17 protein-coding genes are annotated in these 17,975 nt (G+C 58.3%); 11 read left to right on the forward strand and 6 right to left on the reverse strand.

The window, feature by feature from the left end; genetic code table 11:
* Positions 1-26: 26 nt before the first annotated feature.
* From JZY08_RS21100 to JZY08_RS21115, 4 genes are all read right to left on the reverse strand, one after another.
* Positions 27-542, reverse strand: a complete 516-nt coding sequence (locus tag JZY08_RS21100; RefSeq protein WP_301183737.1) for a DUF2165 family protein — start codon at positions 540-542, stop codon at positions 27-29.
* The gene (locus tag JZY08_RS21105; RefSeq protein ID WP_216331599.1) at positions 539-1,231 is read right to left on the reverse strand and encodes an HAD family phosphatase; all 693 of its coding nucleotides are present in this window, start codon (positions 1,229-1,231) and stop codon (positions 539-541) included. The genes JZY08_RS21100 and JZY08_RS21105 overlap by 4 nt, the downstream gene beginning before the upstream one ends.
* Before the next feature lie 5 nt (positions 1,232-1,236).
* Complete coding sequence (locus JZY08_RS21110) at positions 1,237-2,001, reverse strand: AfsA-related hotdog domain-containing protein (RefSeq protein ID WP_216331600.1); 765 nt, start codon at positions 1,999-2,001, stop codon at positions 1,237-1,239.
* Positions 2,002-2,655: 654 nt separating this feature from the next.
* Complete coding sequence (locus tag JZY08_RS21115; RefSeq protein WP_102024263.1) at positions 2,656-2,796, reverse strand: DUF1127 domain-containing protein; 141 nt, start codon at positions 2,794-2,796, stop codon at positions 2,656-2,658.
* A 299-nt stretch (positions 2,797-3,095) separates the two neighbouring features.
* Between JZY08_RS21115 and JZY08_RS21120 the strand changes: the two genes are divergently transcribed.
* From JZY08_RS21120 to JZY08_RS21170, 11 genes are all read left to right on the forward strand, one after another.
* Positions 3,096-4,286: an ABC transporter substrate-binding protein gene (locus JZY08_RS21120; RefSeq protein WP_216333472.1), complete on the forward strand. Its 1,191-nt coding sequence runs from the start codon at positions 3,096-3,098 to the stop codon at positions 4,284-4,286.
* A gap of 21 nt (positions 4,287-4,307) precedes the next feature.
* Positions 4,308-5,180, forward strand: coding sequence for a branched-chain amino acid ABC transporter permease (locus JZY08_RS21125; RefSeq protein ID WP_045019934.1), 873 nt, complete (start codon positions 4,308-4,310; stop codon positions 5,178-5,180).
* A 42-nt stretch (positions 5,181-5,222) separates the two neighbouring features.
* A complete protein-coding gene (locus JZY08_RS21130) occupies positions 5,223-6,209 on the forward strand; it encodes a branched-chain amino acid ABC transporter permease (RefSeq protein WP_045019936.1) in 987 nt (328 codons plus the stop codon).
* Positions 6,206-6,979, forward strand: a complete 774-nt coding sequence (locus JZY08_RS21135) for an ABC transporter ATP-binding protein (RefSeq protein WP_216331601.1) — start codon at positions 6,206-6,208, stop codon at positions 6,977-6,979. Before JZY08_RS21130 ends, JZY08_RS21135 begins: the two co-directional genes overlap by 4 nt.
* Entirely contained in the window at positions 6,969-7,712 is a 744-nt protein-coding gene (locus JZY08_RS21140; RefSeq protein WP_216331602.1) for an ABC transporter ATP-binding protein, read from the forward strand. Before JZY08_RS21135 ends, JZY08_RS21140 begins: the two co-directional genes overlap by 11 nt.
* 36 nt (positions 7,713-7,748) lie before the next feature.
* Entirely contained in the window at positions 7,749-8,957 is a 1,209-nt protein-coding gene (locus tag JZY08_RS21145) for an aspartate transaminase (protein ID WP_216331603.1), read from the forward strand.
* A gap of 175 nt (positions 8,958-9,132) precedes the next feature.
* A complete protein-coding gene (nac, locus tag JZY08_RS21150; RefSeq protein ID WP_216331604.1) occupies positions 9,133-10,071 on the forward strand; it encodes a nitrogen assimilation transcriptional regulator NAC in 939 nt (312 codons plus the stop codon).
* Between the two features lie 146 nt (positions 10,072-10,217).
* Positions 10,218-12,275 carry a hydantoinase/oxoprolinase family protein gene (locus JZY08_RS21155; protein WP_216331605.1) on the forward strand — a complete coding sequence of 686 codons (2,058 nt, stop codon included), beginning with the start codon at positions 10,218-10,220 and terminating at the stop codon, positions 12,273-12,275.
* An 11-nt stretch (positions 12,276-12,286) separates the two neighbouring features.
* Entirely contained in the window at positions 12,287-13,963 is a 1,677-nt protein-coding gene (locus JZY08_RS21160; protein WP_216331606.1) for a hydantoinase B/oxoprolinase family protein, read from the forward strand.
* An 8-nt stretch (positions 13,964-13,971) separates the two neighbouring features.
* Positions 13,972-14,778, forward strand: coding sequence for an SDR family oxidoreductase (locus JZY08_RS21165; protein ID WP_216331607.1), 807 nt, complete (start codon positions 13,972-13,974; stop codon positions 14,776-14,778).
* A gap of 13 nt (positions 14,779-14,791) precedes the next feature.
* Positions 14,792-15,496 (forward strand): HpcH/HpaI aldolase/citrate lyase family protein, encoded by a 705-nt coding sequence (locus JZY08_RS21170; RefSeq protein WP_216331608.1) that lies wholly within the window; start codon positions 14,792-14,794, stop codon positions 15,494-15,496.
* Here the strand turns inward: JZY08_RS21170 and JZY08_RS21175 are convergent.
* Positions 15,490-16,164 (reverse strand): trimeric intracellular cation channel family protein, encoded by a 675-nt coding sequence (locus JZY08_RS21175; protein WP_253204079.1) that lies wholly within the window; start codon positions 16,162-16,164, stop codon positions 15,490-15,492. The two genes, JZY08_RS21170 and JZY08_RS21175, sit on opposite strands and share 7 nt — an antisense overlap.
* Positions 16,165-16,179: 15 nt before the next feature.
* On the reverse strand, positions 16,180-17,916 hold the full coding sequence (locus JZY08_RS21180) for a penicillin-binding protein 2 (RefSeq protein ID WP_253204080.1): 1,737 nt from the start codon (positions 17,914-17,916) through the stop codon (positions 16,180-16,182).
* Positions 17,917-17,975 lie beyond the last annotated feature (59 nt).

Consider the following 17,975-nt stretch of genomic DNA (forward strand, 5'->3'; position numbering starts at 1 on the left):
CGGTTTCGCTCAATGGTTCAAATCGCTTATTCGGGCCGTGGCTGTTCCAGCAGCCGGTTGGCAACATATCCTGTAGAAAGAATACTGATGATCAACAGTGTCATGTGAACCTGCTGAATTGGTCCCTGTTTGATCCAGTATCCGAACCAGAAGCCACCGACCATGAACGCGAACCACAACGCCATAAAGCTACTCAGTGCCATTACCGCAGTCGCTCTTGCTGCCTCGATCGGTTCTTGAGCTTTGCGAATTGTTGCGATAGTCAACTGCAGCGCTGCCTTCCAAAGATAGATCGCGATTGCAGCTTGAACCGTGACGATACCCCAAAGCAGCGCGGTTGCCACCCCAGGTATCGCCCAGGCTCGCCAGAGAAGGCCGCTTCCCAAGCCGGCGGGTTCGTTTTCAAGAAGGCGCATTTCAAGCATCGCCCCAAGAAAGAACCTGTTTGTTAACGGATCCGTCGCGTTGTTAATGACAGCAACGGTCATCCAGCTTGCAATACCGAGCATGAGTATGCTTTTCGAAATGAGAACCGGATTCACGCTGCAGCCCCCGCGGTTGAAAACTCACTTGTCGATAGTACCGGCCACCCAAGACCGCGGGCATGGTCCCCAAGAGCTCCCTCTTCGCCAACGGCCACTGGATGTCCGACGAGATTGAGGAGTGGCAAATCGGAAATATGATCGCCGTAGGCAAAGCAGTTTCGAAGCTCTGCCTTCAGTTGCGCAGCCAATGTCGATGCTGCTTGCGCTTTGCCCTCGCCAATCATGACTGGAAGAACGATCTCGCCGGTATATCGCCCGTTCAATTCTTTCAATCTGGTCGCCAGAGTGTAGTCGGCGCCGATGAGGGACGTTAGGGGTTGGAGAATATCTATCCCCGAACCTGAAACGAGCGCGATCCGGTGGCCAGACTGTTGATGTGCCCGAAGCCGTTTCACTGTGACCGTGATTAAAAACTCGCGGTCGGCCCCGCAGGCTTCATCCAGCCAGTGACGTGCCGCACTTTTGACGTCTTCAGCGTCAAGGCCCCGATAAGACATCCAGTACAGGCGATTGATTTCCGAACGGTCCACACCATGCGCACTTAACTTGTATAAGCGATCGATGGTCTCTTCCGTGTCCTTGGCCAGACCGTGCTGGCCAAGGAAGCGCAGGAATGAGAACATGCTCTTGGTGCGGATCAAGGTTTCGTCCACATCGAAGAAAGCTATGATCGGTGAGGTCTCCATGACATTCATCCAACGAGCGCTTGTGGGTACAGGGCTTCTTCGACGGTGGCAGCGTAGGCTGCGACCGCCGCTTTGCCCTTGGCAATCTCTTTTGGCTTCAGCATCCCTGGTTCGAAAAGAGTATAAGCGACATTAAGTTCGGTGGTCACTGAACCGTTCTGCCAAACGCTCAAAGCTGATGAAATCCCGATTCTGTCCGGTCGTGTATCGTCGAGGTTTACCAGGCGATACTCAATCTGCGCCGGCAAGGCGAAGGTGAAGTTGACGAATTTGGCCGCGATTTGATTGAAAACCACGTAGGATTTCCGGGGTTCGCCGCCCATGTAGGCGAGTTCGCTCACGGCAATGAACATCTGCCGGCAAGCTTCGACCAAGACCATCCCTTGCACATGCTGACCAGTCACATGATCGAGCAAAAGCTCGTTTTGGGCGGACAAGATAAGGTGAGAGCGGTAGTGGTCGGTTCCAATCAGAAGTGGCGTTGAAATCAGGGTGTTTTCAGGTCGATGTTTATGGGTGAGCTTGGAGGTTGCCGGTTTGGGACGATCGTTTCCTGTCCAAAAGACAAGTGATTTCGTCGCATCATTAAGATGGGCAGTAGCTTCAAAAGATATTAATTCGTTTTCACTGAGGCCTTGCCCCTGAATGAAGACGTCATCGGCAGCGTGAGTGCGGGATTTCAGCATTTCGCAGGCATTGGAGAATGACAAAGCTCCACAATTATTAGAGAAATCTGAAAATTGATCTGGCACGACAATAAATATAGTCATTTTAGCCCCAATATAGGATGAATGATTAAATTAACTCACTTCCTTATCCTCCCGTGGCAATAGAGTATTAAATTCAACCTAACGTCAAGTGTAGATTTGTTGCGTCATCCGATTTTTTCACATCGAAGAAATTTGCACAGCGTCAGCGTCGAAAGCGCAAGAATTGCCGTAGCGATGCAGATCAATTCGACAAGCCAGCGGTGCCGACCGACGCTGGAAGCGGAGAGGGCGTCGGAGGGCAACGTCGATATGTGCCAACGTGTCATCGCGGCGTCGGCTGCCCGAAATCGCCAGCGTTGGGGGGCACCAACGGCGGAGCGCGATGCCGATCGAGGCGCTTCCTTCGGCGACAACCGCACCCAGACCTACCGACGGCTCATTCTTCCATGCAGGCGAGCACGGTCTTGCCATCGCCTGCCTCGAGATGACCAACCGGTCGGACGAAAGGCCCGCTTGGGCAAGCGCAGGCGCGAATAGGTCGGGCCATGAGACGCACCAGATACATCGAATATAGTCGTGGCTAGGCAAGAATGAGCCAGGAATGACTTTGCGGCTCTATGCTGCTGAATCTACCGCACTCACATTATTTGCCTCGAAACAAGACTTGTCGATGAGCGAGACTTTGCTGTGCGACTACAGCGGCCACCCTATTCTTTAGCGGCGGCCTTCCACGGCAGAACGGATATGCGAGCGGCTAACGCCGATGTCGGAAAGGCTTCTGTCGTCGAGCGCGCTAAGTTCGGCCATGGCGCGGCGATTGCGGAAGTAGTTGCGAACGGTGTCGTGGAGTTTCATTTTCATAGGTTCCTTCAATTGTGTTGCACAGGATATGTTCATTCAGACGCAAAAAATACAGGCGTTTGCCTGCATGGAAGCCATGCAAAAAACGAAGCGTCGCGTCTAGAACGAGAGAAATGGCTGCCGGCATAAGGAAACGCTATAGCGGCAGAAAGGACTTGTGTTGGCAAAACGTCTGGGGATGAACCTACTCTGCCTGAATGATTAGCATGACGTTGATCGACAAGAACCGCAAAAGCGGCAAAGGCTCGCCCGGCATCAAGCCGGAACAGATAAATCCGAAAAGGAGTGGGAACATGAAAAACGGCATTACTCGCAGACTTCTACTGGTTTCCGCAGCAGTCGCTCCAATCCTGAGCCTGTCGCCAGCCATGTCCGTCTCCGCTTATGCGGCCGACACGATCAGGCTTGGCCTCGTGGCGCCGATGAGCGGCCCCAATGCGCGCTACGGCGCTTTCTCGATGCATGGCGCGGAACTCGCGGTAAAGGACATCAATGCGGCCGGCGGCATCAATGGCCAGCAGATCGAACTCTTCAACGCCGACAGCCAGGGCACGCCGGTTGAAGGCGTTTCGGCCACCCGCCGCCTGATCGATCAGGACGAGGTGGATTTCGTCATCGGCGATGTCTCCAGCTCGGTCACGCTCGCCATGCAGCCTGTCGCGGAAGATGCGGAGGTTCTGCTTCTGAATGCCGCTTCCTCCAACCCGAAGATCACCTATCAAGCGGGTGTCGGCGGTTTCAAATGGACGTTCCGCAATTATCCAACGGATGAGAACCGCGCGCTTGTGGTGGCGAAATACGCCGCCGAACAGCGTGGTTTCACCAAGTTCGCGGTGCTGTCGGTCGACAGCGATTACGGCCGTTCTGCCATCACCTTCACCAAGAAATACCTTCCCGACTTCAAGGGCGAGATCCTCAGCGAGGATTACTACAAGGAAGGCGAGGTCGACTTCCGCAGCGTGCTTGCGAAGATCCGCGATAACGGCGCGCAGGCGATCATCATGTATGGTCTGGCCGATACGACCCCAATTGTTGCCCGCCAGATGCTGGAACTTGGACTGGCCGGCAAGGTCGTGTTGATCGGTAACGGTGAATTCAACACCGAAAAGACAATCAAGGCTGCGCCCAAGGCCATGGAAGGCGCTGTGGAGGCTGCCGCCTGGCTACCGCAATTCGATAGCCCGGCTAGCAAGACCTTCGTCGAGAAATTCACCGCCACATATAAAGAGGCCCCGAACAATCACGCCTATGTGCATTGGGATACCGTCAACCTGCTCGCCCAGGCGATCAAGGAAGCCGGAAGTTCAGATCGCAAGGCGGTCCGCGAGGCTCTCTCCAAGATCAAATACAAAAGCCCGGTCGGCGAAGTCACCTTCGATGACCACAACCAGGCGCGCCTTCCGATGATCCTTCTCCAGATCGAGAACGGCAAGCCCAGTATCAAGGGCGCTTATACGGCGGAAATCCAGTACCCTGCTAACTGACAGACCGGGAGGGGTACAGCCATGTTCTCGACAATTCTCGAGCAAGTCGTAAATGGGATCGTCACCGGTTCCGTCTACGCGATCGTCGCCGTCGGCATGACCATGATTTTCGGGGTGCTGAGAGCCATCAACTTCGCTCATGGCGAATATTACATGCTCGGAACCTTCGGGGCGTGGTTTGCCGTCGATTATCTCGGCCTTTCCTATGAGGCTTCGATTGTCGTCGGCGTCCTTTCCACCGTGGTCGTGGCCTATGTGGTCGGCCAGCTCGTGATGCGCAGAATGGTGGGAGCGCCGGCGGAGTCCGGCGTTCTCGCCACCCTCGGCATCGCGCTGATCCTGCAGAACGCTGTGATTTTCGTCTTCGGCGGCGGCTACAAATTCTTCGCCGGCGGTTATATCGAGCCGGTTTCCATTCTCGGTTTCACGCTGGCGCAGCAGCGCATCATAATTCTCGCCGTGTGTCTGATTGTCTTCGTTGGCCTTGAACTGATGGTGACTTACAGCCGTCTCGGCATGGCGATGCGGGCGGTCTCGCAGAATGTCGAATGCTGCGGCGTGGTCGGCATCGATGTGTCCCAGGTCGTGTTGCGGACCTTCGTCCTTGGAGCGGCGCTCGCTGCACTCTCGGGCGTTCTGACCGCCCCGGTCAATGTCAGCGTCTACGGCGGCATGGGTGAACTCATCACCTTCAAGACCCTGCCGATCATCATCATGGGCGGTCTTGGAAATGTGAGGGGAACCTTCTTCGCGGCCATGATCCTCGGCATCGCGGAAAGCCTCGTCGCCACCTATGTCGGGCTGCAGTTCCGCGACACCGTTGGCTTCGCAACGCTGATCCTGATGCTGATGTGGCGTCCGCACGGCCTGTTTTCGACGCAGGCGCGCTTCTAGAAGCCGCGCCAGCCGAATTTTCTCGAATTTTGAGGACTAGACATGTCTCTCACAGACACCGTTCCCCAGGCTCGCCGCCGCGATCTGCGTATTCCGCTCGCCGCCGTGCTGATCGTCTTAGCACTTGCCGCGCCCTTCATTGGCACGCGCTACGTCACGCACTCGCTCATCATCGCGCTCATCTTCATGTTGCCGGCGCACGGGCTCAACCTGCTCGTCGGCTATACCGGTCTGCTATCGCTGGCTCAGGCGGCGTTCTTCGGCATCGGCGCCTATACGGCGGGCCTGCTGGCGGTGCATTTCGAGACGCCGTTTTACGTGAACCTCATCGCCTCCGGCCTCGTTACCGGCGCGATTGCCCTGCCGCTCGGCATTCCGGCGTTGCGTCTTCGCTCGACGTCCTTCGTCATGTGTACGCTCGGTTTCGTCATCATCGGCCAGGCAATCGCCAAGAACTGGATCTCGCTGACCCGTGGCGACATGGGCCTCTCCGGCATCCCGAAACCCTATTTCGAACTTGGCCCACTTTCCTTTACCGTCAGCGGAACGACCAATTTTTATTATCTGGCGCTTGCCATCTGTGTGCTCGGCACGCTTGCTGCATGGGCGATCGTCCGCTCGCCGGCGGGTCGCAACATGGTCGCCATCCGTGAAAACGAGACGCTGGCGGAATCCCTCGGTGTCCCGACATGGCGCTATAAGCTGATCGTCTTCATGCTCAGCGCCGTTTTTGCCGGGGTCGGGGGCTGCCTTTACGCCCATTATCTGACGGTGGTCAGCCCGCTGACTTTCCAGATGTATTATTCAACGACGATGCTGATCATCGTTCTCGGCGGCGGCGCGGGCATGATTTCCGGAACCGTCTTCGGCAGCCTGCTCTTCGTCGGACTGACAGAGGCGCTTCGCGTCGCGCCTGAAGTGCGGATGATCGCTTATGGCTTCTGCCTTCTCGTTCTCGTCTTCTGGTTTAAGAAGGGTTTCGCCCCCCTGATTAATCGCTTCTGGAACGCGATCGGAGGTTCGAAATGACCGCTCATCTTCCCATTCTCGAGATAAAGAACCTCAGCAAGTCCTATGGCGCGGTCAAGGCGGTCAACGATGTCAGCATGCACATCAATCGTGGCGAAATCGCCGGGCTGATTGGCCCGAACGGTTCCGGCAAGTCCACCTTCTTCGATTGCAGCACCGGGCTTGCCCGGCCGGACACCGGCAAAGTGATACTGGACGGACAGGACATCACCGGCTGGTCGCTCAACCGCATCGCCCGCGAAGGCCGCATGTTGCGGTCGTTCCAGAAGACGGTCACCTTCAAAGCGCTCGACGTTGAGGAGAACCTTGTCATCGCGGGCCAGATGTTCACCTTTCCCTCGCTGCTATCCACATTCGGTCTCGGCGGCATGTCGCGCCGTCGCGTGGCCGGGCTCCGGGAACGGGCGCGCGAGCTGATCAAGACGGCAGGACTGTGGGACGTTCGCCACCAGCCGGCCGGCAATCTTTCTGGCGGCCAGCAGAAGCTCATTCAGTTCGCTTCGATGCTGATGCCGGAACCGAAGCTCATCCTGCTGGACGAGCCGATGGCAGGCATCAATCCGAAGATCATCGAGCGTGTGGTGGAGACGATCCAATATGCGAACAAATCGCTGGGCGTCAGCTTCCTCGTCATCGAACACAATATCGATGTCGTCACCAGCATCTGCCAGCGCGTGGTCGTGCTCGATCAGGGAACGAAACTGGTCGAAGGGCTGCCGCATGACATCATCAAGGACCAGCGTGTGAGGGAGGCCTATCTTGGAGGCTAACAGCAATCTTTCCATCAAGGGCCTGCGCGCGGGATACGGCAATCTTGATATCCTGAACGGTGTCGATCTGGATGTGCCGGGCGGCCAGTTCGTGGCCCTCATGGGGCCGAATGGCGCGGGCAAGTCCACCCTGCTCAAGACGCTTTACGGCATGACCACCATCAAGGAAGGTGGCATCGACTGGCGCGGCAAGAACATTGCCGGATTGTCGTCGCGCGCCATTCTGGGCGAGGGAATATCCTTCGTGCCGCAGGGACGTTGCAACTTCCCGGTCATGACTGTCGATGAAAACCTGCAAATGGCCGCCTATACCATCCGCGACGCCAAGGTGAAGGCGGACAGGGATTATGTCTACGACCTTTTCCCGATCCTGAAGACACGGCGCTCGACGCTTGCAGGCAACATGTCCGGTGGCGAGCAGCAATTGCTCGAAGTGGCGATGGCGGTTCTGCAGCGGCCGAAAGTGCTACTGGTCGACGAGCCCTCGGTCGGTCTGTCGCCGGCCGCAATCGGCATCGTGTTCGATGAACTCCTGCGCCTGCATGCGAACGGCATGACAATCCTGCTGGTCGAGCAGAACACCAAGAAGGCCATGGAGGTGGCGCAACGTGCGGTCATCCTCCGTCTCGGCAAGGTGATCTGGGACGGCAAGCCGGCGGATATCACCCATGACGAACTCGGCGAACTGTTCCTGACCGGAAAGATGCGTGGCGAACTCGAAGCCGCGCACTGACAAGCCCATAACGATAGATCTAGACGAGGAAATCCCATGAGCACTTTTGTGCCTGCATCACGCGTGTCGAGAATAAAGGTATCGCCGAGCACGGCGGCTGCGGCCCGTGCCCGGGAACTAAAGGCCGCCGGTCGCGATATCGCCGACCTGACGGTGGGCGAGCCGGACTTCGATACGCCGGAGGCCGTAAAAGCTGCCGCCCATGCCGCAATCGACCGGGGTGAGACCAAATACACTTCAGTCAACGGCACGCCCGCACTTCGCAAGGCGATTATCGGTGACTTTCAGAAGCGTCTCGGCATCACCTATGGCGATAGTGAAATCTGCGTTGGCGGCGGCGCCAAGCAGATCCTGTTTCTGGCGCTGATGGCAAGCGTGGAAAATGGTGCTGAAGTCATCATCCCGGCTCCCTACTGGGTGTCTTATCCCGATATGGTCATCGCCAATGACGGCACGCCTGTCATCGTCGCATGCCCGGAGGAAACGGGGTTCAAACTGACAGCTGAGGCGCTTGAGGCGGCGATCACCCCGAAGACGATGTGGCTGATCCTCAACGCGCCGTCAAACCCGACGGGTGCGGCCTATAGCGAGGCGGAACTGAAGGCGCTTGGCGACGTACTGTTGCGGCATCCCCATGTCATGGTTCTGTCCGACGATATTTACGATCAGGTCTGGTTCAAGGATGAACCGATGAAGACCCTCGTTGCCGTCGTTCCGGAACTGAAGGATCGGGTGCTACTGACCAACGGCGTTTCCAAGTCCTATGCTATGACGGGATGGCGGATCGGTTACGGGGCAGGGCCTGCCGCACTCATTGCCGCCATCAACAAATTGCAATCACAGATGTCATCCTGCCCGTCATCCGTTAGCCAGGCCGCCGCCGCACATGCGCTTTCAGGCGACCAGACATTCGTGACGGAAAGCGTTGCGGTCTACAAAAAGCGGCGCGACTACGCCTGTGAGCGTCTGAATGCGATCACCGGCCTCTCCTGTATGGTCCCGGACGGGGCATTCTACCTCTATCCGAGCTGCGCCGGCGTGATCGGCAAGAAGACTGCGGAGGGCAAGGTGATCGAAAACGATCTCGATTTTGTCCTCTATCTTCTCGACAGCGTCGGTGTGGCGGCTCTTCAGGGCGCAGCCTACGGGCTTTCGCCCTATTTCCGCATCTCCTTTGCCACCTCCATGGAAGTGCTTGAGGATGCCTGCAACCGCATCGAGCGTGCGGTGGAAGCGCTGCGCTAACAAATCGATCGGGCGCGCGGAAGGAGCTGTCCGCTTCTTTTGCGCGTCCCGCAACGCTTGGTGTTCGAATGAATGCAAAAGCGCTCTATCCCATTGAAATTACGCATCGTCCTTGCAGAAATCCATTCCTGTTTCCGCCCCGATGCGTTAGGGTTTCGACAAAAAGTGGGGACCGATGAGCGTCGATTTCAAAAAACTCAAGAGCTTCGTCAAGATCGTCGATACCGGCAGCGTGTCGCGTGCCGCCGGCATTCTTCGTGTGGCGCAGCCAGCGCTGTCGCAGCAGATCGCCTCGCTGGAACAGCACTTCAAGCACCAGCTTCTGCTGCGCAGCAATGTCGGTATCACGCCAACCGAAGCCGGGCTTATCCTTTACCGCCATGCGCAGATCATGCTGAAGCAGATCGAGCAGGCCCAGACCGACATTGACCGCTCCGAGCGCTCGCTTTCCGGCCGCGTCTCCATCGGACTTGCGACCTATTCGTCTTCGAGTGCATTATCGCTGCCTCTCATCAAGGAGATGAGGGCAAGGTTTCCCGCCATCACGGTCCATATCAACGACAGCTTCGGCCATATCCTGAGCGAGCTGATCATGACCGGCAAGATGGACATGGCGCTCATCTACACCTCCGATCCCATCAAGGGCGTGACGCTGGAACCGCTGTTTCGCGAAGAAATGTTCCTCGTCTCGCCCGCCGACATGAAGCTGCCCGCCGCACCCGGTCAGCCGCTTCCTCTTTCAGCGCTCGATGGCCACGCGATGTTGCTGCCGAGCAAAGCGCATTTCCTTCGCCGGCTAATCGATGAAGGGCTCGCACGGGCACGCGCGAAACCGGAGGTCATTTCAGAACTGGAATCCGTGCCTGCGCTGGGGGCTGCGGTACTGGACGGCCTCGGCTCGACCATCCTTCCGGCCTCTGTCGTTCTGGAAACCCCGAGCTTCAGTGGCGCGCAGCTGCATCCGCTGACAACCCCCGTCATCGACGCCACGGTTTCGCTTTGCGTCTCCGATCACATGCCGCTTTCCGAACCGGCTCTGGCGGCGCGTTCCGTGCTTCTCGAAATCGTCACCAAGCTCAAAAGCGGGCACCATCCGGGCATTCGCGCCGTGTAAATTCGCTATAAGCAAACCCTATGGCGGCAGACCGAGGTTGTGTTGGCAAAGACCGGCTGAAGGCTTCAATTTTCCATCAGTGAACGGACCCGATCTGTGGGTCCACAAGGCAGCCAGAGAGGCTGCATGGTCGCTCGAGGGAAACAATGGCAAAACTGGCTTTCGATACTGGCGGTACTTTTACCGATTTCGCGCTCCTGGATGACAGCGGCGAACTTCACCTCCACAAAGTCCTGAGCACGCCGAAAAATCCGGCCGAAGCCGTTGTGCAGGGCGTGTCCGAACTGCTCGAAAAGCATGCGATTGCGATCGAGAACCTGCAGGTGCTGGGTGCGACGACCGTCGTCACCAATGCCGTACTTGAACGCAAGGGCGTGGAAACCGGTTTCGTTACCACAGACGGCTTTCAGGACATGCTGCGTATCCGCAACGAGGGACGCTACGATCTCTATGACCTGAACATCAAATATCCCGATCCGCTGGTTACCCGCGCCAACAGCTTTGGTGCTGAAGAACGCATCGCCGCCGATGGCGAGGTCATGACGGAACTCAAGGAAGAGACCATTCGCGAGATCGCGGGACGGCTTAAGCAGAAGGGCATCCGCTCGGTGGCGGTCTGCCTACTGCATGCCTACAAGTATCCGCAGCACGAGCAGCGTGTCGCCGCACTCCTGCGCGAAGAAGACCCTGACATCTTCGTTTCGCTGTCTTCCGAGGTCTGCCCGGAAATGCGCGAATTCGACCGCGCCTCGACAACGGTGGTCAACGCCTATACGCGGCCGCAAATGTCCGGACACGTCGCCCATCTGCAAAAGGAATTTGCCAACAGGGGCATCGACCGTCAGGTGCTCTGGATGACGTCTTCGGGCGGGCTTGTCCCGAGCAGCCGCGCGGCCGAGCTTCCCGTCCGGCTGATCGAATCCGGCCCCGCAGCGGGTGCTGTGGCCGCCGCCGAATTTGGCCGCACGGCGGGCGAAGCGAGCGTTCTCTCTTTCGACATGGGCGGCACAACCGCTAAGCTCTGCCTTATTCCCGATGGCGAGCCGAATGTCGGCACCGATCTCGAAGTCGCGCACTACCAGCGCTTCCGCAAGGGATCCGGTTTCCCGCTGAAAATCCAGTCGATCCAGATGATCGAGATCGGCGCAGGCGGCGGTTCCATCGCGGCGAAGAACCCTCTCGGCCTTCTTGATGTCGGCCCGCATTCCGCAGGTGCAATGCCGGGACCGGCCGCTTATCAGCGCGGCGGAACCGAACCGACGGTAACCGACGCCGATATTCTGCTCGGTTACATGGGAACGGAATCCTTCGTCGGCGGCTCGTTCAAGGTGTCGAAGGACGCGGCCCATGAGGCGATGTCCAAACTGGCCACTTCTCTCGATGTGTCCGTCGAGCGTTGCGCCTGGGGCATCCACGATCTCGTCAATGAATCCATGAGCAAGGCCGCCGCCATGCATGCGACCGACCTTGGCGTCGATCCGCGTTCGCTGCCGATGGTCGCCTTCGGCGGCGCCGGCCCGGTGCATGCCTATGGCATTGCCCGCAAGCTCGGCATCTCACGCATCATCTGCCCGACGGGCGCCGGCGTCAGCTCCGCCATCGGCCTGTTGATCGCGCCGGTCGCCGTCGATCTCTCCGCAAGCCATCCGATGGCGATCGACGCCTGGGATATCGAAGCGATGAACCGTCTGCTCGATGATCTTTCCGCTCAGGGCGCCGAAGTCGTTTCGGCCGCCGGCGTTCCGAAGGAAACGATCACCAATCGTTATACCGTCGATATGCGCCATGTAGGGCAGGGGCACGAGATCACGGTGGTGCTCCCTGATCGCAGCCTGCCGAAAGAAGTCTTCCTCGAAGAACTGCGCAACAGCTTCTTCAAGCTCTACCGCGAATTGTTCGGCCGTACCGTCGCCGCACCGCTGGAAGTTATCACCTGGCGTCTGCGTGCCAGCGGCGAGAAGGATCAGGTCACCCGGCCGCATGAAACCGTCGTTGCCGAAGCGAAAAAAGGCAGCCGTCAGGTCTATTTCCAGGAGGCGAGCGGCTATGTCGAGACCTCGGTCTACGACCACTACAAGCTGCCGCTCGGCCACGAGGTCAAGGGACCTGCCATCGTCGAGCAGCGTGAATCGACGGCTGTCGTCGGGCCCAGCGGCACCTTCCACGTCGATGCCCACGGCAATCTCGTGATCAACATTCTCTAAGGGGCAGTCAGATGTCGAAACCCGCTATCGATTTCAACGATCCGATCAACCTCCAGGTCATGTGGAACCGCCTGATTTTCATCGCGGATCAGGCCGATAACGTGCTTGGCAAGACGGCGTTCTCGCCGATCGTGCGCGAGAACCATGATTACGTCACCGTACTTCTCGACAGTAAGGGCAGGGCGCTTGCGCAATGCACTTGGTCGATCCCGGTCTTCATCACCTCTCTGCCTGCGGCCGCCCAGAAATATTTCCTGCCGAAGTTTCCAGTTGAAAAGCTGGAAGAGGGCGATGTTCTCGCCACCAACGACCCCGAAATCGGAACCGGCCACCTGCCTGACGTAACGATGATCACGCCGATCTTCAAGAACGGCAAAGTAGTCGCCTATGCGGGGTCCATCGCCCACCTCCCCGATATTGGCGGTGCGCCGCTGCATTCGGAGGCCAGCGACATTTTCGCGGAAGGCATCCGTTTCCCCATCGTCAAGCTGCTCAAGGCCGGCGTTCCGAATGAGGATGTGTTCGACATCATCGCAGCCTCTGTCCGCCTTCCCACGGAAGTGCGCGGCGATCTGGAATCGATGATCGCCGCCAACAATGTCATGGGCCGCGAACTGGTGAAATTCCTCGACGAATACGGGCTGGACGATGTCGACGGACTTGCCGACGCCATCCACACCCGTTCCGAGGCGCAGACCCGCAAGGCCATCCGCGAATGGCCGAATGGCGCCTATTCCGCCGAGGTCTTGCTCGATGGCTACGATGTCGACGTCAAACTGAAAGCCTCTGTCATCGTCAGGGATGATTCCATCCATGTGGATTATACCGGCACGTCGGATCAGGTGCTGCACTCGATCAACTGCCGCACCAACTACCGTTACGCCCATTCGGTCTACGCATTGAAATGCCTGCTCGATGCGGAAACCCCCAATAATGAGGGCTGCATCGTTCCGATTACTGACGAAGCGCCGCTCGGCTGCATTCTCAATCCGCAGGAATGGACGGCGGGCAATTCGCGCAACCTGATCGGTCACGTTATCCCCTCGCTGATCTTCAAGGCGCTTGAAGGCATCGTGCCGGAAAAGGTGCTGGGCGATAGCGGCGGAGCGCCGATCTGGGCGGCCAATTGCGTCGGCCAGCGCAACGACGGAACGCAATATGCCTCCGTGCAGAATTTCCATGGCGGGCAGGGCGCGCGCGCCGAATTCGACGGGCTGGATACGCTGAGCTTCCCGTCCAACTGCAAGGTCACGGCCGTTGAAATGTTCGAGGTCGCCGTTCCGGTCCTGACGGAACGCAAGGAATTGATCGCCGATTCCGGCGGTGCCGGCAAACATCGCGGCGGCCTTGGCCAGCGTGTCGTTCTGCGCAATCTCGGCAAGAACCCGATGAACATCTACCTCGCATCGGAACGCGTGCGCCACCCCTGCTTCGGCGTAGTGGAAGGCCAGAGCGGCTCCGCGGGCAAGGTGATGAAGGAAGGAAAGTCGCATTTTCCGAAGGGCAAGCTGGTGCTTCGGACGGGTGAACGTCTTGAGGTCCAGACACCCGGCGGCGGCGGCTGGGGCCGTGCCGCCGAACGCTCGCGCGAATTGATCGAGCAGGATATTTCCGAAGGCCTGGTAACCTCGAAGGCGGCAAAGGAAATCTTCGGCTATTCTGGCGCTATTGCTGCCGCAGCCGAATAGGAGACGACATGGGACTGCTAAAGGGAAAGATTGCGCTGGTAACCGGCGCCGGCTCGGGCATCGGCCGCGAAACCGCAATCCTGCTTGCTAAGGAAGGAGCGACGGTCGTGCTAACCGGCCGCCGCCTCGATCCTCTGCGGGAAGTCGCGGAACTGATCGAAAAGAAGAAGGGCAAGGCCATCGCCCGCACGCTGGATATCGCCTCGCGCGAGGCGATCTTCGACACGGTCAAATCGATCCGGGAGGCCGTCGGTCCCATTGATATCCTCGTGAACAATGCCGGTTCCGCCAGCAAGGTGCTCAACGCCCGCTTCATCAGTGAGGAAGAGTGGAACGCCACCCTCAACGTCAATCTGACTGCGGTGTTCAACCTGACACAGGCCGTGTTGCCGGAGATGATCGAAAAGGGTGAGGGGACCATCATCACCGTCTCCTCGCTCGCCGCGCTTAATCCCAACCTGCTGGGCGGCGTGGCCTATGGCGCGGCGAAGGCGGGCGTGAAGAATTTCATGACCTTCCTGCACAATACCTATCGCAACCAGGGTATCCGGGCGACGACCATCCTGCCGGGTGAGACCGACACGCCGATCATGAACAACCGCGCGCGTCCGCCATTAAAGGAAGAACGCGCCGTGATGATGGACCCGCATGACGTGGCCCGCGCCATCGTGCTTTGCGCCAGCCTGAGTGACAGCGCGGTCATTCCGGAACTGCACATCTGCCCGACCCATATGCGCGACACCTCGAAAGACATAGAGATCGCGCGCTGGGTAGGGGCGCCGGACGACACGCCAGATATGCTGAAAAAGAAGTAAGGGAGAGACTTCCATGAATGGAGCAAAGTTGCGCGCCCGTCTTGCGACGGGTGAGGCTATCAGCATGTTCACGCCGCACCATACACATTCAGGTCTTTCCGGCCGGCTGGTGGAACTTGGCGCGGATGCGGTCTTCGTCGATTGCGAGCACGGCACCTGGAGCTTCGAGGATGTGCGGGCAACCGGGCAGGTGGTGCGCTCGGTGGGTGGTGCTGCCATCGTGCGCCCGCATTCGCACGAACGGCCGATCATCATCCGCTACCTCAATGCCGGCGCCGACGGGATCATGGTGCCCATGGTCAGCAATGCCGACGAGGCCCGGGCAATTGTCGATGCGGTGCGTTACGCCCTGCCGTCCGATTATGAGAAGCGGCTGGTCATCGCCATGATCGAGACCGTCGATGCAGTCGACGCTCTTGAGGAGATGCTGACAGTCGAGGGGATAGACGTGTTTTTCATCGGCCCCGGCGATCTGTCGCAGGACATGGGATATCCGCCCGCACCGCCATTCGGCGAACCGCGCCCGGACGTGGTGATCGACAAGGTCGCCGTCGCCGTCGAAAAAATTCGCGCAGCGGGAAAGATCGCCGGCACGCTTGCAACGCTGGAAGAAATCCCGCACTGGCGGGCGCGTGGAGTGCAGTTCTTTTACGTGCACTCCGATCCGTTTTTACGCCGCGGCCTTGCGGCGGTGAAAAATGCGCTCGCTCCTCAATGAGGGTCTTTCGTGTAAATGAATGTCGGTACACACCAGTTACAGCGTATTGCAAGGAGCCGGAGCATCAACCCGAGGGCCATTGCGACGAGCGAGGATATCGCGTGGGAAACCCCCAGGAGGGGCACGATCAAGTAGATCAGGCTCGTAAAGACCGAGACGGTTGCATAGAGTTCCGAACGAAACAAGAGCGGTACTTCGTTGCACAGGATATCCCGAAGTACGCCGCCCAGACATCCAGTCAGCACGCCTGCCGCCACCACGACAACCAGCGGCAGGTTGAGGTTTGACGCAATCTGGCAGCCGATGACGGTGAAGACGACCAGTCCTATCGCGTCAAGAAAAAGGAACATCTTGCGCAGGTGATACATATATCGGGCGATCGGGATCGTCGTCAGCGCAGATAATCCCGTCACGAGGAGATAGCTGGGATTTTCGACCCACGATAGCGGATAGTGGTTCAGAAAAACATCGCGCACGGTTCCACCGCCGAGGGCGGTAATGCATCCAAGCAGAAATACGCCGATCCAATCCATTTCGCGACGGCCGGCGGCGAGTGCGGCTGTCATGGCCTCTGCGACAATCGCAACGAAATAGAGAATATGGATAATGTCGCCCGTCGGGGGAAAGATCATCAAATAATCTGAAAATTCAGTATCTGCGAATGACATGGGTTCATCGCCTATTCAGTAGTTCATCAAAGGATATGCCTGCGGGTTCCCGAATGACGGTCGAACCCCGAGGAGTGGTGCGGCGCGCTCGATGATGTCGCGCACCATCGGCGCGGCATTGAAGGCCGCCAGGCGCCCGCCACGCTCACCGGAAAGCGGGGCGTCAATGATCGACAGCACCAAATAACGAGGGCGGTGCATGGGGAATGCCGCGAGGAATGTATTGAAGTTCAGGTTCTTCGCGTATTTGCCATTGATAACCTTTTCCGCTGTCCCGGTTTTCCCACCTACATCAAAACCGGCCACCTGGGCGTTTCGGCCCGAACCTTGGGTGCCGTTGTACCAGAACAGCTCGCGGACCTTTGCGCTGGTCGAGGCCTGCAGGACACGCCTGCCGGTGATTTGGTGACGCCTCCCACTGTCGGCGATGAAGGTCGGGTGCCGAAATATGCCACCGTTTACGAGGGCCGCCGCAGCCGCAGCCGTCTGTAACGGTGTCGTGGCCAGACCGTGACCGAACGAAATCGTTGCGGAATTGATCTTTTTCCAGTTCCTTGGCGCTGCGGGCGAGGCAATTTCCGGTAACTCCGTCTGCATCTTTGACAACAGGCCCAGTCTGAAGAGAAATTGCTGGTGACTTTCCAGGCCAACGAGATCAGCGACCTTTGCCGTGCCGATGTTTGATGAGTAGCGAAAGACTTCCCGGATTGTCAGCGGCCGTCCTCGGCCGTGAAAATCCCTGATGATGAAACCACCCATCTTCAGCGGGCGGGAGGCATCAACGACCGAGTTCAGATTGACGACGCCTGCATCAATCCCCATGGCAAGGGTGAACGCCTTGAAGGTCGAGCCCATTTCAACCGCTGAATTGCTCATGCGGTTGAACCATCCCTTTTCGTAATCCCTGTCGATCGTGCCATCGGCAAGGCGCCGCGAAGGTTCATTCGGGTCATAGTCGGGGACGGACGCCATCGCGAGAACCTCGCCTGTGTCGACATCGATTACGACGGCACCTGCCGCTTCCGCCCGATAGTTCCTCAAGGCATCGCTAACGACGTTATGCACGATGCTCTGAACGCGCAAATCGATGGACAGCCGGACCGGTTCAAGCTGGGTGGGGTCGGTAAGGCCAACTCCACGCAGGTCTGCCAGGCCTTGCCTGTCGAGATAGCGCTCAATGCCCGCCAGCCCCTGATTATCGATGTTGACATGCCCGACAATGTGAGATGCCACTGGCCCGCCAGGATAAAACCGCCGCTTTTCGGGTCTGAATCCGATGCCCGGGATTCCAAGGCGCATGATCTCAGCTTCCTGGCGGGGCGTAAGCTGTCTCCTGATCCACTGGAAACCGGAGTCAGACGTTAGTTTTCTGTGCAGGTCAGCCCAATCCAGGTCGGGAACAACAGAGGCGAGCTTTTCGATGGCCTCATTTGCATCAACAACGCGGCGAGGCTCTGCATAAAGCGAGATGAGATTGATATCCGTTGCGATAAGCTGGCCGTTGCGGTCCAGAATGTCGGGGCGGGAGGCGATTATATTGGGAGATCGTGGAATACTCGCCGTCGCGTCACTCTCGGAAAAATAGCCATATTGCAGAAGGCGAACTGCGATCGCGGCATAACCGATCGCAAATGCCACGATTAGCAGGCCCACCCGCTGACGATTTCGAGCGGATGTTTTTGCGCTGCGTTTTTTGGCAGGGAGAACAAGGTATCCGACGGTACCTCTCCTGTAACGAGCAATCAAAGACATGAAAATACTCCACGCTCAGGTATCGGGAATAGGGTGGGAATGCGGGCAGGTACAACCGG

This window comes from Rhizobium sp. X9 (genome assembly GCF_018873185.1).
Classification (GTDB): domain Bacteria; phylum Pseudomonadota; class Alphaproteobacteria; order Rhizobiales; family Rhizobiaceae; genus Agrobacterium; species Agrobacterium oryzihabitans.

Bases quoted from the DNA above. Each gene is read 5' to 3' on its own strand.
- JZY08_RS21105 (WP_216331599.1), bottom strand. From the start codon at position 1,231: ATGGAGACCTCACCGATCATAGCTTTCTTCGATGTGGACGAAACCTTG.
- JZY08_RS21110 (WP_216331600.1), bottom strand. From the start codon at position 2,001: ATGACTATATTTATTGTCGTGCCAGATCAATTTTCAGATTTCTCTAAT.
- JZY08_RS21115 (WP_102024263.1), bottom strand. From the start codon at position 2,796: ATGAAACTCCACGACACCGTTCGCAACTACTTCCGCAATCGCCGCGCC.
- JZY08_RS21120 (WP_216333472.1), top strand. From the start codon at position 3,096: ATGAAAAACGGCATTACTCGCAGACTTCTACTGGTTTCCGCAGCAGTC.
- JZY08_RS21125 (WP_045019934.1), top strand. From the start codon at position 4,308: ATGTTCTCGACAATTCTCGAGCAAGTCGTAAATGGGATCGTCACCGGT.
- JZY08_RS21130 (WP_045019936.1), top strand. From the start codon at position 5,223: ATGTCTCTCACAGACACCGTTCCCCAGGCTCGCCGCCGCGATCTGCGT.
- JZY08_RS21135 (WP_216331601.1), top strand. From the start codon at position 6,206: ATGACCGCTCATCTTCCCATTCTCGAGATAAAGAACCTCAGCAAGTCC.
- JZY08_RS21145 (WP_216331603.1), top strand. From the start codon at position 7,749: ATGAGCACTTTTGTGCCTGCATCACGCGTGTCGAGAATAAAGGTATCG.
- nac (WP_216331604.1), top strand. From the start codon at position 9,133: ATGAGCGTCGATTTCAAAAAACTCAAGAGCTTCGTCAAGATCGTCGAT.
- JZY08_RS21155 (WP_216331605.1), top strand. From the start codon at position 10,218: ATGGCAAAACTGGCTTTCGATACTGGCGGTACTTTTACCGATTTCGCG.
- JZY08_RS21160 (WP_216331606.1), top strand. From the start codon at position 12,287: ATGTCGAAACCCGCTATCGATTTCAACGATCCGATCAACCTCCAGGTC.
- JZY08_RS21165 (WP_216331607.1), top strand. From the start codon at position 13,972: ATGGGACTGCTAAAGGGAAAGATTGCGCTGGTAACCGGCGCCGGCTCG.
- JZY08_RS21170 (WP_216331608.1), top strand. From the start codon at position 14,792: ATGAATGGAGCAAAGTTGCGCGCCCGTCTTGCGACGGGTGAGGCTATC.
- JZY08_RS21175 (WP_253204079.1), bottom strand. From the start codon at position 16,164: ATGTCATTCGCAGATACTGAATTTTCAGATTATTTGATGATCTTTCCC.
- JZY08_RS21180 (WP_253204080.1), bottom strand. From the start codon at position 17,916: ATGTCTTTGATTGCTCGTTACAGGAGAGGTACCGTCGGATACCTTGTT.